Genomic DNA, 14,143 nt, shown 5'->3' on the forward strand with positions numbered 1-14,143 from the left:
CGGGTTACTCCTTCGGCATCAGCGCATCGTCGATCTCGGTCGCGCGCCGGTAGGCTGCCCGCTCGCTCACCCGCGCCCAGTAGCGCTCGAAGGCGGGGCGCTTCTCGATGGTCCCGAAGGCCAGCCCCCACCCGACCTGTGAGCCGACATACACGTCCGCCGCCGTGAAGCGATCGCCCGCGATGTAGTCGCTCTGCGAAACCGCATAGTCGAGCGCCGTCATCGCGTCCTCGAAACGGCCATAGCCGAGCATGCGCTCGCGCCCCTCGGGCGCCGCCCACCCCAGCGCCCTGTTGGACACCGCCGCCTCGACCGGACCGGCGGCGAAGAACATCCAACGGTAATATGGCCCGCGCTCCGGCGAGCCGTGGGGCGGCGCGAGCCCCGAGCCCGGAAATACGTCCGCCAGATAGGCGCAGATCGCGGCCGCCTCGGTCACGACCGTCCGCCCGTGGCGCACGGCCGGAACCTTACCCATCGGGTTCACGGCGAGATACTCAACCGCCTTCATGGTCGTGCCGTAGTCCAGGATCTCGGTGCGGTAGGGCCGCCCCACCTCCTCCAGCATCCACCGGGCGATGCGCCCCCGCGACATCGGGTTGGTGTAGAACACGAGTTCGTCGGCCATGGCGTGTGCTCCGGATGGTGGGCGTGGCTGGGCGCGACCCTAACGGAGCGGGCGCCCGCAGCAAGCGCGAGCGCCGCCGGCCGATGGGCCGTCACGATCCGCCCCGCACGGCCCCATTCGCCGCGCCCAAACGGCGCCAAAACCGCGCCTCCCCCCGTTGCGCGCCATGGCGCCTCCCACTATGGTCCGCCGCGCCGGACGATGAGTCTGATGGGGCGTCGCCAAGCGGTAAGGCAGTGGATTTTGATTCCACCATGCGGAGGTTCGAATCCTCCCGCCCCAGCCATATTTTCCTGAGCATGTTCAAGTTGCACGGAGCCTTCGGCGCGCCGCGTGATGTTGTGCGTAGCGCTTGCCCAAAAGGCCGCACCCCCTCGGTTGGAACCAAGCTTCAGCGGCATAGTTTCCGCGTGGTTCAGGGCCGGGTGGAGCGTTGCGTGCGGACTGTCGCGATCATCGGTACGGGGCCAACGGCGATCTACACGCTGCGCAGCCTCGTGCGGCAGCCGCGGCCGTTGACGCTGCTGCTGTTCGAGGCGGGGCCGCAGGCCGGCGTCGGGACGCCCTATGATCCGCGGCTCAACACCGTCGAGATGCTGGCCAACATCGCCAGCGTCGAGCTGCCGCCTGTTGTCGAGACGCTGCTGGACTACATGAAGCGACGCCCCGATGGAGCCCTCGCGGCGTGGGGGCTGGAGCGCGACCGCCTGGGCGAGCGGGACTTCTTTCCCCGCGTGGCGCTCGGCGCCTATTTCGCCGAGCAACTGGCGCTGCTGCGGGACGAGGCGCTGGCGCGGGGACATGATTTGCGCGTCCTTACGAACACCCGGGTCAAGGACGTCGTTCCGTTCGAGGCCGCGATCCGAATCGTCGCCGAGCGGGACGGCGCGCATTGGAGCTGCGCCTGCGACAAGCTCGTGATCGCGACGGGGCATCTCAGCGTGGAATATCCGCACAAGGCGCTGACGACGCTGAAGGACGACGTCCAGGAGGTCGCGATCCTGGGGTCGTCCTTGTCGGCGATCGACCTCGCCACCGCGATGGCGAGCCAGCGCGGCCTGTTCGCGGGGGCGCGCTACCAGTCGTTCCCGGATGCGGCGCCGCTGCGCGTCACGATGATGTCGCGTGGCGGCAGGCTGCCCGAGGCGGATTTCTTTTGCCCACTGCCGACCACGCCGGCGGAAGGCTTCTCGGAGGCGGATGTCCTCCGCTTGGTGGACGCCAGCCCGCCCGGGCAGGTTCTGGACGCCGTGTTCGGGTCGTTCGCGGCCATGCTGGCGGCGCAAGATCCGGCTTATGCCGAGCGCATCGGATTAGGCGGCCTGGATGCAGACAGCTTCGCGGACGCGTATTTCGCCGAGCGCGACGGGGCGGACCCGTTCGCGTGGGCGCGGCGCAACCTGGAAGAGGTCCGCCGCAACGCAAAGGTCCAGCGCGTTGTGGCGTGGCGCTACGCGATCTTGCGCAGCCACGAGGCGTTCGGGGCGTGCGTTCCGGCGCTTGACGACACCGAGATGCGCCGCTTCGACATGGGGCTGAAGCGCGTGTTCGTGGACAACTACGCGGCCGTTCCGCCGCGCTCGGTGGAACGGCTGCTCGCCCTGCGTGACGCCGGCGTGCTCCATCTCGAGAAGCTCGATCCGGACTACCGCCTTGAGCGCAAGGCGCAGGGCGGGCGCGTGGTCTCGGGCGGCGCGGCCATGGCGTTCGACTGCATCTTCGACGCCACGGGCCAGGAGGCCGCGCGCGACGAGGCGTTTCCTTTCCCGACGCTGCGGACGCTGCTGTTCGCCAACCGCGACCTCGGCGACGATCCCGGCGGGCGCGCCATCCGGGTCGACGAGACGTTCAGGCTGGTGGACGGCCCCAATTCCATGCGCAACGTCTGGTGCTGCAGCCTGCCGTTCCTGCTCGACGAGAGGCCGTTCATCCAGGGCCTGACGAGTTGCGCGGCCATCGGCGAGGAGACCGCCGAAGCCATCCTGGAGGATTTCAGGGCGGCGCCGGAGCCGTTCGAGGTCACGCTGGGCGAGCTGATCGCGCAGGTCGGCGAAACGAGCCCGGTGCTGATGAGCGACGGCCTCGTGCTGCTGGCCGCCACGCAGCAGCCCAGCAAGGGCTGAGCGCCGCTCAGCGGATCAGGCGCACGGGGCCATCCGGCGCCAGCTCCGGCAGGGCGCCGCCAACGCAGCGTACGCGGATCTCGCGCCAGGCGGGCTCGTAACGGCCCTCGGCCGTGGCGGACAGGCTGCCGTCCCGCAGCTTCAACCGCGTCACCCTCCCGGCTCCGTCTCGCCAGCCGGCTGTGTCGCCGTCGTCGTCATAGAGCGTCGCGTCGGCAGCCGTGGGCGCGCCATAGATCGCCACCTCGCGGACGCGATCCTGCGCGGGGTCGAGGCGTTCGCCCGGCTGAGCCAGCGGGAGCATGGCCCCGGCGCGCACGAAGAGCGGCGCGCGGCCGAGCGATGCGTCCACGGTCGCGACCGTCCCACCCGCATGATGCGCGCCGTCGTGGAATGCGTACCAGCCGTCGGCGTGTTCGGGCAGCCGCACCGCGCGGGTCTGGGCGCCTTCCTCCAGAACTGGCGCGACCAGGAGGTCCGGGCCGAGCATGAAAGCGTCCTCGGTGGCGACGGCGCCGGGATCCTGCGGGAAGTCGTAGAAGAGCGGGCGCACGGCTGGCTCGTCCGTGAGCGCGGCGCGCCACATGCACGCGTACAGGTAGGGCGCGAGCCGGTAGCGCAGGCGGATGGCCTCGCGGATGGGCGGGATCACGCCCGGGTGCATCCACGGCAGCGTGGTGACACCGTCCGTGTTCCAGGAGTTCATGACGAAGCGAGGCCAGAAGGAGCAGAATTCGACGAAGCGGCAGAGGAGTTCCGGGCCGGGGCTGGGGCCGTGGAAGCCGCCGACGTCGTGGCCGATGTCGTAGAGGCCCGAGAGGCTCATGTTGAGCCCCTGGGTGAGGTTGAAGCGGAGCGTCTTCCAGGCGGTCTCGTTGTCGCCGGACCAGGTCTGGCCATAGCGGCCGATGCCTGCCGCGCCGCCGCGCGTGATCGCGTAGGGGCGCTTGCCGGGCGCATGCGCGACCTGCGCGTCGCGCGACAGCTTGGTCATCAGCAGCGCCTGCGCCGGGCGCGCCAGCGTCTGCGGGAAGGGCCTGCCGTCGCCATGCGCAACGGCGTCCTCGTCCCAGATCTCGTATTCGTTGTTGTCGTTCCAGACCGTCACGACGCCTTTGTTGAGCAGCGCGCTGTTGATGCCGGCGCGCCACCAGGCGCGGCCGTTGGGGTGGGTGAAATCGAGGTGGAAGCCGAGCCCGTCCCAGAACTGCGCCACGGCCGGCTCGCGCGTTTCGCCGTCCAGCACCAGCCCTCCGCCGTCGCGCAACTCGGCGAGGCGCGGATGATCCTCCAGCAGGCAGGGCTTCAGGTTTGTGACCGGGTGCAGCCCAGCGTCGTTGAGGCTCTTCAGCGTCGCCTCGGGATCGGGGAACTTGTCCCGGTTCCAGTGGAAGGCGTAGCGCCGGCCGTCGATCATCGTGTAGCCGGAGCCGAAGTGAAAGCTGTCGCAGGGTATGCTGTGCTCGGCGCATTTGGCGATGTAGTCGGCGATGCGGGCATGCGCGTCCGGCGCGTCCGCGATCGCCATGGAGGTGGTGGCGAAGCCTAGCGTCCAAAGCGGCCCGAAGGCGTGGCCGCCGGTGAGGCGCGAGAAGGCCTGCACGACGTCCGGCACGCCCGGCCCGGCGAACACATAGGCGTCGAGGTCGCCGTCATCAGCGCGGTAGGAGCGGAACAGCCCGTGGTAGTTGTCGAGCGTCGCCCCGAGGTCGACTTCGGCGGTGGCGACGTTGTCGTAGTAGATCCCGTGCGCGCCTGTCGGCCCGGCCACGATCACGAAGGGGATCATCTTGTAGAGCGGGTCGCTCAGCTCGGCGTCGAAGCCGCAGGGGTCGACGGCGTCGATGCGGAAGCGCCGGCCGGTTCGGTCCAGCGGCCCGGCCTTGTCGCCTAGGCCGTAATGCCGGTCGTGCTCATGGCGCTCCACGTGATGCACGAAGGCGTGGGTCTTGCGCGACACGAAGTAAGCCTGCGTGCGGCGGTCCTGCAGAAAGGGTGCGCTTTCGCCGGCCCGGAACCAGGCGACGCCGAAGGGCTCCAGCGTCACCTCGGCGCGCAGCCGATCGCCTGCGAGCGTCACCACGCCCCCGTCGCGTTCCGTCACGCTCGCGGCAGGGCACGAGAAGCCGGAGACGTTATCGCGCGGCCGACCCTCGTAAGGCACGTCGCCGCCGTCCGGCGCGACCGTCCAGCCGCGGTCGAGCCGATAGAAGCCGTTGCGGCGCATCAGCATGCGGCCGAGATCGGGCTCCAGAAGGCCGATGCGGATCTCGACGCCATGGTCGAGCGCGAACACGGCGTAGACGCCGTCGCGCCCGGCATAGCGGGCGCGGGTCAGGGCTTTCATGCGGGACTCCGGGGGGCAACGAGAGGCCGGGCGCGCCCGGCCGCGTCGAACACGTGCAGGCGCGCGCGGTCGAACCGCACGGGCAGGATATCGCCGCGCCCGACGCCGACCTGGCCGTCGAGGCGGATGGTGAGCTTGAGATCGTCCGGGCCGGACGCGTACAGGAACGTCTCGCCGCCGAGCTGCTCGACGAGATCCACCGCCACGGTGGCGTCGGCGTCGGGGGCGGCGCAGAGGCCGACATGCTCGGGCCGCACGCCCAGCGTCACGGCCTCGCCTGCGAGTTGGGCGCCGGGCGCCACGCCCGAGAGAACGCGGCCAGCGAGCGTGAGCGCGCCGTCCGGGTCAACCCCGGCCGGAAGCAGGTTCATGCGCGGCGAGCCGATGAAACCGGCCACGAACAGGTTGGCGGGATCGTTGTAGAGCTCCAGCGGCCGGCCAACCTGCTCGATGCGCCCGCCGTTCAGCACCACGATGCGGTCGGCCAGCGTCATGGCCTCGACCTGGTCGTGCGTGACGTAGATCATCGTGCCGCCGATCTCGGCGTGGAGCGCTGCCAACTCCTTGCGGGTGGCGACGCGCAACTCGGCGTCGAGGTTGGAGAGCGGCTCGTCGAACAGGAAGATCTTGGGGTCGCGCACGATGGCGCGGCCGATGGCGACGCGCTGGCGCTGCCCGCCCGAGAGCGCGCCGGGCTTGCGGGCGAGGTAGTCGGTCAGCCGCAGCATCGTGGCGGCGCGGCGCACGCGGGCGTCGATGTCGGCCTTGGCGACGCCCATGTTCTCCAGCGCAAAGGCCATGTTGTCGTAGACGCTCATATGCGGGTAGAGCGCGTAGGACTGGAATACCATCGCGAGGCCGCGATCCGAGGCCGGCGTGCGGGTGACGTCCTGACCATCGATCGTCACGGCCCCGCCGGTGACGGTTTCGAGCCCCGCGATGACGCGCAAAAGCGTGGACTTGCCGCAGCCGGACGGGCCGACGAACACCACGAACTCGCCATCCGCAATGGTGAGGTCAACGCCCTTCAGCACCGCGACAGGGCCGTAGTCCTTGCGGATGGCTTTGAGTTCGAGGCCGGCCATCACTTCATTCCCGTGTTGGCGATGCCGGTGGTGATGAAGCGCTGCAGGAACGCGAACACGATCGCGACCGGCGCCAGCGTCACCACCGTCATGGCGAGCAGGTAGTGCCATTGCGTCTGCAACTCGCCCTGGAAGGCGTTGAGGGCGATCTGCAGGGTGTGGACCTCGCTCTTGGTGAGCACCGCCAGCGGCCACAGGAAGTCGTTCCATCGCCACATGATCGAGAAGATGGCGAGCACCGCCAGAGCCGGCAGCGACAGCGGCACCACGATGCGCGCGTAGATGCGCCACTCGGAGGCCTTGTCCATGCGGGCCGCCTCAATGAGATCGCGCGGAATAGTGAGCATGTACTGGCGCAGCAGGAACACGCCGGTGGGCGTCGCCGCGCCGGGGAGGATCACGGCCCAGAGCGAGTTCACGAGCCCCATCTCGGTGACGACGAGATAGACCGGCACCAGGATGATGGTGATCGGGATCATCAGCGTGCCGATCACGCCAAGCATGGCCAGGCTCTTGCCCTTGAACTCGTAAATCGAGAGCGCGTATGCCGCCATGGAGTTGATCACCAGCGTGATCAGGGTGGCCACCACGGTGACGAACAGCGAGTTGCCGAGAAACCGGAGGAAGTCGAACTTGGCCAGCGGCTCGGTGTAGTTCTCGAAGGCGAACGCGACCTCGCGCACCGGCGTGCGCTTGTCGACCGGAACACGCACGGTGGCGCCGGGGCTGGCGGGGTCCACCATCTGGGCGATGATGCCGACGCGGCGCACCTGGGCGAGCTGGCGAACCGAGCCGTCCTCCATCGAGACAGAGAAGAGCGGCAGCGGCTGCGGGTAACCTTCCACCCGCACCTGCTTCTGGGCCAGCGGCGCAAGCGTCGGCGGGAATTCCAGCAGAGCGGCGGGCGTCTTGAACGACGACACGACGAGCCACAGCACGGGGCCGAACATCAGCACCACGGCGAGCGCCAGGAAGCCGTAGGACACCCAATCGGTCCAATGGAGCCGGCCGACGCCACGGCGGGCCGTGAGCAGGCGGGCGACGCCGGTCATGCGCTTTTCCTGCGGGTGAAATAGAGCTGCAGCAGCGTGAGCCCGAACAGCACGAGGCCGAGCAGCACGGAGGCGGCGGCCGCAAGGCCGAAGTTCTGCACCTGGTTGGCGAAGGCGGTGGTGTAGATGTACTGCACGATCATCATGGTGGCGGTGCCGGGGCCGCCGCCGGTGAGCACGAACACTTCGTCGAAGACCTGGACGGAGCGGATCAGCACCAGCACGAGCACGACCAGCAGGTTCGGCCAGAGCAGCGGCAGCGTGATGCGCACCAGCGTGCGCCACGGGCGCGTGCCGTCCATCTCGGCCGCCTCGTAGATGTCACGCGGAATGGCCTGAAGGCCGGCCAGCAGGATCAGCGTGTAGAAGCCCATATGGGCCCAGACGGACACGAAGACCGACCAGAACATGGCCCAACCCGGGTCCACGAAGAACAGGATTTTCTCGCCGCCGGCCGTCGTCAGCACCGCGTTGAGCAGGCCGTCGCGCTGCAGGATCCACTTCCAGATCAGCGCCACCACGACCGGCGACAGCAGCACCGGGAAAAAGAACACGGCGCGAAAGAAGCCGCGCGCCCGGATGGGCCGGTTCAGCACCAGCGCGGCTGCCAGCGAGAACAGCACCATGGCGATCATCTGGAACACGGTGAACTTCAGCGTGTTGGCGACCCCGCGCCAGAAATGGTCCTCGCGGCAGGTCGAGGGCTCCAGGTAGGAGCCGCATTCCAGCAGGTAGGCGTATTGCTGGCCGCCCACATAGGGCCGCTGCGAGGGAAACAGCGCCGTGCCGCCCGTAACCGAGAACACGATATTGATCCCGATGGGCAGGAACACGAACACGCCGAAGAACAGCGCGTTCGGCAGCAGGAACACATACGGCATCCGCCCCACCCCGATGAGGCGCTGCAACGCCCGCATCGGCGGATCAAAGAGCCGCACCAGCGCGAGGCCGAGCCCCTCCCAAAGGGAGGAGCGGGCGCGGGCGGGTGGTTGGGCGGGTTGCGTCATGTGATCGGTTCGCTTGCTTGTGCTGCGGCCGTTGTTTTCGCTCATATACCTCAGCGCCTCGCCGTCATTGCGAGCCGGAGGCGAGGCAATCCAGTCTAAACGCCCGGCATCAGCTGGATTGCTTCGCTGCCGCTCGCAATGACGGGAGGGTGGCCCAGCCGGTCCGGCTTCTCGCCAGTCGATCGGGCACATCCTCTTCCGTCATCCCCGGCGGCGCGGAGCGCCGGGACGGGGATACAGGGGTGAGAGCCATTGCTCCGGATCCCCTTCCCGACCTGCTGCGCAGGTCGCCGGGGATGACGGCGAGGGTGTTGCGACGACTGCGGTCGCCTTATCGGCCACCACCAGAGACAACGCTCGTCACTGCTTTTTGGCGCGCTCGGCGATCTGCTGGGCGACGTCGGTTTCGATGCGCTTGTAGGCTTCGTCCAGGGTCGTCTCGCCCGAGACCGCCTGGCCGATGCGGCTGATGGCGGCGTTGAAGACGATGCGGCTGTTGGTCCAGCCCTGGATCTTGTAGGCGGCCGGATCGATGGCCGCGACGGCCTCGCCGAACACCTTGAGGGCGGCGGCGGCCTGCGGCTTGGCGCTCGGATAGGCGACGCCCTTCTTGGCCACAGAGAGGTTGCCGGGAACGAACAGCGTGCGCGAGTAGAACTCGCTCACCACGTCGTCGCTGGCGAGCCATTCCAGCAGGCGCGCGACCTCGGCCGGGTTCTTGGTGGCCTTGATGCCGACGAGGCCGGCCCCGCCCGGCATGCCGGAGCAGTTCGCCGGACCGCAAGGCGTCGGAACCGCGACCCAGTCGAAGGCGTCGCCGACCGTCTTGTCGAACTGGGCGATCTGCCAGGAGCCCGAGACGTACATGACCACCTGGGCGTTCTTGAACTCCTCATTGGCGCCGCGATAGGCCGCGCCGCTCACCGAGCCCCAGAGCTCCTTCGACATCACGCCGGTTTTGTGCCAGTCGACCACGAGTTGCGCGGCGCGCTTGAAGCCTTCGTCGACGACGGCGGGCTCGCCCTTGGCGTCCACCACCTTGGCGCCCTGCGACACCGCGAGGCCGAAGAAGCGGTGGCCGGAGCGGTCCAGCGCCAGCGGGAACGGCGCCTTCACCTTGTCGGCGACGGTTTTCAGCGCCTTGGCCCACTCCTCCCAGGTCGCCTTCGGGCCAGGCATCGGCACGCCGGCCTGCTCAAACAGCGTCTTGTTGACGAAGGGGCCCGTGACGGTGAGCTGCGTCATGTAGCCGGGGATCGCGGTGGTGTTTCCCGGGACGCGCATCCACTCCAGGAAGGGGCCGTAGTTCTTCTCGAAGGTGGCGGCATCCTTGAGGTGTGGCCGCAGATCGAGCAGGAAGGGCGCGAGGCCGCCCATGTCGGTGATGCGGGCGATGTCGGGGCCCTGTCCGGACGCGAGCTGGACCGGCAGCGTCTCGGTGATCGCCTTGAAGGGCGCGTTGTCGAGAACGACCTTGATGTCCTTGTTCTTGTCCTCGAAGCGCTTGAGCAGGTCGGCCATGACCTCGCCCTCGTTGCCGTCCGAGTACCACATTATGCGCAGCGTGGTCTGGGCCTGTGCGACCGTGGAGCCGAGCAGCGACAGCGCCAGGGCGCAGCCGAGCGCCCACCTATGTGTCTTCATGGCGTTCTCCTCCCTGGAACCGTCCGGGCTTGGCGCGCCGGTTGCGGATCGTCCGCGCGGGATGGGCCTGTAAGGGCCTGATCCCGGCTTCGCGGTTGAGTTTGGCAAACGTTTGCCTAAACTGTCAATGGGCCTCTCTCGCCCATGATGGTAGGGCTTGCGCGTGAGCAGAATCGAGCCGGACAGACGCATTGGCGCGCGCGCCTCCCTCGCCGACATCGCCGCGGAGGCGGGGGTTTCGGTGTCGACCGTGTCGCGCATCGCCAACGGCGCGCTGGACCGCGCCTCCCCGGCCACTGTCGAGAGGGTGCAGCGGCTGATAGCCGAGCGCGGCTTTCGGCCGAACCCGGTGGGCCGCAGCCTGCGCGGCGGCGAGAGCCAGCTCGTCGCCATGCTGGCGCCCAACCTCGACAACCCCGCCATGGCGGCCATCGCGGCCTCCACGGAGGCGGCGCTGCGCGACGCGGGCACGGTGATGATCCTGTGCGACACCCACGACCGGCCGGACCTGCAGGACGAGTATCTGCGCGCCATGCGGTCGCGCTTCGTGGAAGGCTTCGTGGTGGTGAGCGCGGTGGCGAGCCCGGAGCTCGAGGCAGCCGTGGGGCGCGGCGACCCGATCGTGTTCGTGAACCGGCGCAGCCCCTATGGGGGGCTCGCCTTCGTGGGGATCGACAACCGCAAGGCCGGGGCGGACGCGGCCGACCATCTGCTGGCGCGCGGCGTGCGGCGGCCAGCCGCGATCCATCCGGCGGAGCTGTCCTCAACCATCCGGGACCGCGTGGAGGGGTTCGTGGAGCGCTTCGCCGCTCAGGCGCCGGGCCTGGCCGTGCGGATCGTCGCCGGCGCGGGGAGCAACCATCTGGACGCCGGCTATGCGGCCGCGGGCGCGCTGGGGCCGGCGCAAGAGTGGCCGGACGGAGTGCTGTGCCCGAGCGACCTCATGGCCTACGGGCTCTACCGGGCCGCGCTGGAGCGCGGCGTCGGCGTGCCGGGCGACTGCGAGCCGGTGGGGATCGACGACAACGCGCTGAACGGCTGGATCGCGCCGTGGCTGAGCTCGGTGCGGGTGCCCTACCCGGCGTTCGGGCCCCGCATCGTGGAATGCTTGCGCAGCTTGCGCCAGGGCGAGCCGGCCGGCGAGATCCTGCTGCCGCACGCTCTCGTGCGGCGCTGACGGTTAGGCGCGCAAGCGCGGGCCGGTGAACACCTTCCAGTACGCGACCGCGAATCCTCCGAAGGCCGCGATCCAGCACAGCCAGGCGGCGTGGAGCAGGAAAGTTGCAGCGGCCGGGTGCGTCGCCGCGCAGATGCGGCCCAGCGCGGCCGCGAACAGCAGCGCGTAAACGGCCTGCACGGGCCGGGACGCCACCAGCGAGCGCCCGGTGTGGCCGAGGCTGGCGCGCGACATGATCGCAAGCGTCATCAGACCCACCGCACCCACCGTCCAGGCGTGGATCCCGGCCGAGGCGGGCAGCACCCCGAAGGCGGCCGCCGCGGCGAGGAGGAACCCGAGCGGCACGAAGCCGTAGGCGATGTGGAGCACGAACACGAGGCGGTCGCGCCAGGTGCGCTCGCCGGCCCAGCGGGCGAGCCGGACCGCCTGCAGCGCGCCCGCGATCGCCATGGCGGCGCCGGTGAGGCGGGCGTCCGGGGCGGCGACCCAAGCGGCGAGCGCCAGCGCGGAGGCCGCGATCGCGGCAGCGTCGAAGCGGCCGAAGGGCGCCGGCAGGCGTCCGGGATTGAGCCGCGCCAGCCAGTTCCGCGTGAAGCTCGGCACGACGCGCCCGCCCACCAGCGTGATCAGCAGCACGGCGGCCGCGAGCCCGGCGCGCACGCCGTAGTCGGCCGCGCCGTCGCGGATCGCCTCGACGTGAAACACGACATTGCCGGCCAAGAGCAGCCCGACGATCACGATGACGCGCAGGTTGCGCCAGTTCTTGCCCGCCGCCACCTCGCGGGTCGCGGCTGCGGCGACGAGAGCGAGAAACGACAGGTCCACGGCGGCCGTGAACACCGGCGGCGTCCAGGCCGACGTTGAAACCGCGACGCGGCCGGCGGCCCAGACCAGCACGAGAACCGCCAGCGCGCGGCCTTGCAGCGGCAGGCGGCCGGTCCAGTTGGGGATGGCGGTGAGGAGGAAGCCGGTGATCACGGCCGGCAGGAACCCGTAGATCATCTCGTGCGCGTGCCAGTCGCGCGGCGAAAAGGCGGTCGGGATCGTGATCTCGCCGAAATAGGCGGGCAGCCAGGCCAGGATCGCGGCCGCCGCGAAGAGCGAGCCGAACAGAAAGAACGGCCGGAAGCCATAGGACAGCAAGTCCGGCCCGTTATGGGGCCGCAGGCGGGGGATGGGTGACATGGCGTGATCCTCGGGAAGGGAGCCGGACCCGTTCCGGCTCCCGCGGCGGGCCTCAGTTGCCGGCCGTCTTGCTTGTGGCGAGCTTGTCGAACAGGGCCGCGAAGGTCGCCTTGGCTTTGCCGGGATGGGTCACGGCCTTCGCCTGGTCGAGGTTGGTCGGCTGGCCGACCACCACCATCGCGACCATGCCCATCCCGTAATGCGGCTTGCAGCGCAGGCCGTAGACGCCGGGCTTGTCGAAGGTCGCGACCGCGTCCTCGCCCATCTTTCCCGCGACGGGGGACGCGCCCTCGGGCAGCATCCCGTCGATCGTCTCGGCGTTGTGGCCCTTGTCGGTCGCGACGAACTTCACTGTGTCGCCGGGCTGGATCTGCACGATGGCGGGCTCGAACACCATGACGCCGGCCGCGCCCTTGTTCAGCATCTTCACCTCAACTTCGGCGGCCGAGGCGGCGGACCCAAAAGCGCCGGCCAAAACGGCGGCGAGCAGAACGGCGTTGCGCATGATTGAACTCCTGTGAGCGGGGGCCTCGGAAGAGGCTCACACCCTCATAGGCCGCCGGGGGCGCAGGCTATTTGTCGGATCGCAAACAAGAATGCGGTCCGTATCCGACCGGATAGCGCCGCGCTTCAGGCGTGGACTACTCTGCAACTGTAAGTCGCACGCCGTATCGCACGTCGAGAAACCGGGTCGAGCCCTGCGCAGATCGAGGCGCCGACCACGCCCTCCGTTGGAAGGACTTCGCCGATGGGCGCACTCGACCGTTCGCTGATCGCCGACATGCCGAATTTCGCCCCACTTGGGCCGGACGAAATCGACTTCGTGCTCTCGCACGCCAAGTCGGTGCGCTACCCCAAGGGCGCGGTGGTGTTCGAGCAGGGCGCGAGCGCGGAGAGCTTCTTCGTGCTGCTGCACGGCAACCTGCAGGTCGCCAAGCTGACGCCCGCGGGGCAGCAGGTCGTGATCCGCTACGTGGTCCCGGGAGACCTGTTCGGCATCGCGGTGCAGATGGGCCGCCCGCACTACCCCGCAACCGCGACGGCCGTGGTGGACAGCGTCGCGCTGGTCTGGCCGGCGGCGAGCTGGGCGCCGCTGCTGGCGCGCTGCCCGTCACTCGCGGCCGGCGCCCTGCAAACGGTTGGCTCGCGGCTGGACGACGCGCATGTGCGCGTGGTCGAGATGTCCACCGAGGAGGTCGAGCGGCGCGTCGCGCATACGCTGCTGCGGCTGGTCAAACAGTCCGGCCGCAAGGTCGAGGAAGGCATCCAGATCAGCTTCCCGATCACGCGCGAGGACGTCGCCCAGATGACCGGCACGACGTTGCATTCCGTCAGCCGCATCCTGAGCGCCTGGGAGGCGCAGGGCCTCGTCGAGGGCGGCCGCCAACGTATCGTGGTGCGCGACCCGCACCGGCTGTTCGCCCTCGCGGAAGGGCGGGCGTCAGCCACGACTGCGCACTAGGGCTGTTCACGCACCTCGTCCGCTTCTGGCGGCGCTTGTGCGTCCGAGGCGGCGAGCGCGGCCATGAAGGCCTCCGGCTCGCCGTGGTGCTCGCGGCAGGCGTCGTCGATCGTGTGGAAGGAGCCGATCGGGCAGCCCACGCACAGGAAGCCGAAATCCAGGAAGACCCGGATGGCGGCCGGCCAGCGACGCATGACGTCGTCGACGAGCAGGTCGGGTGTGATCGCCGACATGGGGATGTCCGTCATGATGTCCTCCGGTTCGATGCGCGCAGCATGAGCCGGCCACAGACGCAGTCTTTGCGCCGGCACAACGTGCCGGCCGAACCCGCGAAAGCTCTAGCGACGGTTACGCCCCTCCCCGGCTCGCCAGATGCTGGTGGCGGGGAGCTCGTAGCCGTCAGGCTCTTTGCGGCGCAGCAAAGAAGGGTCGC

12 protein-coding genes and 1 tRNA gene are annotated in these 14,143 nt (G+C 69.4%); 4 read left to right on the forward strand and 9 right to left on the reverse strand.

The window, feature by feature from the left end; genetic code table 11:
* Positions 1-4: 4 nt before the first annotated feature.
* Positions 5-628 carry a glutathione S-transferase family protein gene (locus AC1DSZ_RS18050; RefSeq protein ID WP_476839738.1) on the reverse strand — a complete coding sequence of 208 codons (624 nt, stop codon included), beginning with the start codon at positions 626-628 and terminating at the stop codon, positions 5-7.
* 211 nt (positions 629-839) lie between these two features.
* Here AC1DSZ_RS18050 and AC1DSZ_RS18055 point away from each other — a divergent pair.
* Together AC1DSZ_RS18055 and AC1DSZ_RS18060 are read left to right on the forward strand one after the other, a co-directional pair.
* A tRNA-Gln gene (locus tag AC1DSZ_RS18055) sits at positions 840-914 on the forward strand.
* A 151-nt stretch (positions 915-1,065) separates the two neighbouring features.
* Entirely contained in the window at positions 1,066-2,751 is a 1,686-nt protein-coding gene (locus tag AC1DSZ_RS18060; protein WP_476839739.1) for an FAD/NAD(P)-binding protein, read from the forward strand.
* Between the two features lie 7 nt (positions 2,752-2,758).
* On the opposite strand, the gene AC1DSZ_RS18065 is transcribed toward AC1DSZ_RS18060, so the two are convergent.
* The 5 genes from AC1DSZ_RS18065 to AC1DSZ_RS18085 all read right to left on the reverse strand — a co-directional run bounded on the left by AC1DSZ_RS18065 (position 2,759) and on the right by AC1DSZ_RS18085 (position 9,886).
* Positions 2,759-5,098 carry a glycoside hydrolase family 31 protein gene (locus AC1DSZ_RS18065; RefSeq protein ID WP_476839740.1) on the reverse strand — a complete coding sequence of 780 codons (2,340 nt, stop codon included), beginning with the start codon at positions 5,096-5,098 and terminating at the stop codon, positions 2,759-2,761.
* On the reverse strand, positions 5,095-6,183 hold the full coding sequence (locus AC1DSZ_RS18070) for an ABC transporter ATP-binding protein (protein ID WP_476839741.1): 1,089 nt from the start codon (positions 6,181-6,183) through the stop codon (positions 5,095-5,097). Before AC1DSZ_RS18070 ends, AC1DSZ_RS18065 begins: the two co-directional genes overlap by 4 nt.
* Complete coding sequence (locus AC1DSZ_RS18075) at positions 6,183-7,235, reverse strand: carbohydrate ABC transporter permease (protein WP_476839742.1); 1,053 nt, start codon at positions 7,233-7,235, stop codon at positions 6,183-6,185. Before AC1DSZ_RS18075 ends, AC1DSZ_RS18070 begins: the two co-directional genes overlap by 1 nt.
* A complete protein-coding gene (locus AC1DSZ_RS18080; RefSeq protein WP_476839743.1) occupies positions 7,232-8,242 on the reverse strand; it encodes a carbohydrate ABC transporter permease in 1,011 nt (336 codons plus the stop codon). The genes AC1DSZ_RS18075 and AC1DSZ_RS18080 overlap by 4 nt, the downstream gene beginning before the upstream one ends.
* A 360-nt stretch (positions 8,243-8,602) precedes the next feature.
* On the reverse strand, positions 8,603-9,886 hold the full coding sequence (locus AC1DSZ_RS18085; RefSeq protein WP_476839744.1) for an ABC transporter substrate-binding protein: 1,284 nt from the start codon (positions 9,884-9,886) through the stop codon (positions 8,603-8,605).
* Between the two features lie 163 nt (positions 9,887-10,049).
* On the opposite strand from AC1DSZ_RS18085, the gene AC1DSZ_RS18090 reads away from it, so the two are divergent.
* Positions 10,050-11,063: a LacI family DNA-binding transcriptional regulator gene (locus AC1DSZ_RS18090; protein ID WP_476839745.1), complete on the forward strand. Its 1,014-nt coding sequence runs from the start codon at positions 10,050-10,052 to the stop codon at positions 11,061-11,063.
* A 3-nt stretch (positions 11,064-11,066) separates the two neighbouring features.
* Here the strand turns inward: AC1DSZ_RS18090 and AC1DSZ_RS18095 are convergent, their stop codons facing one another.
* Entirely contained in the window at positions 11,067-12,248 is a 1,182-nt protein-coding gene (locus AC1DSZ_RS18095; protein WP_476839746.1) for an NnrS family protein, read from the reverse strand.
* A 52-nt stretch (positions 12,249-12,300) separates the two neighbouring features.
* Positions 12,301-12,753 carry a pseudoazurin gene (locus AC1DSZ_RS18100; protein ID WP_476839747.1) on the reverse strand — a complete coding sequence of 151 codons (453 nt, stop codon included), beginning with the start codon at positions 12,751-12,753 and terminating at the stop codon, positions 12,301-12,303.
* Positions 12,754-12,996: 243 nt separating this feature from the next.
* Between AC1DSZ_RS18100 and AC1DSZ_RS18105 the strand changes: the two genes are divergently transcribed.
* On the forward strand, positions 12,997-13,710 hold the full coding sequence (locus AC1DSZ_RS18105; RefSeq protein WP_476839748.1) for a Crp/Fnr family transcriptional regulator: 714 nt from the start codon (positions 12,997-12,999) through the stop codon (positions 13,708-13,710).
* Here the strand turns inward: AC1DSZ_RS18105 and AC1DSZ_RS18110 are convergent.
* Positions 13,707-13,958, reverse strand: a complete 252-nt coding sequence (locus AC1DSZ_RS18110) for a DUF1858 domain-containing protein (protein WP_476839749.1) — start codon at positions 13,956-13,958, stop codon at positions 13,707-13,709. The two genes, AC1DSZ_RS18105 and AC1DSZ_RS18110, sit on opposite strands and share 4 nt — an antisense overlap.
* Positions 13,959-14,143: the final 185 nt, after the last annotated feature.

The sequence above is a fragment of the Alsobacter sp. P4_H11 genome, assembly GCF_056400925.1.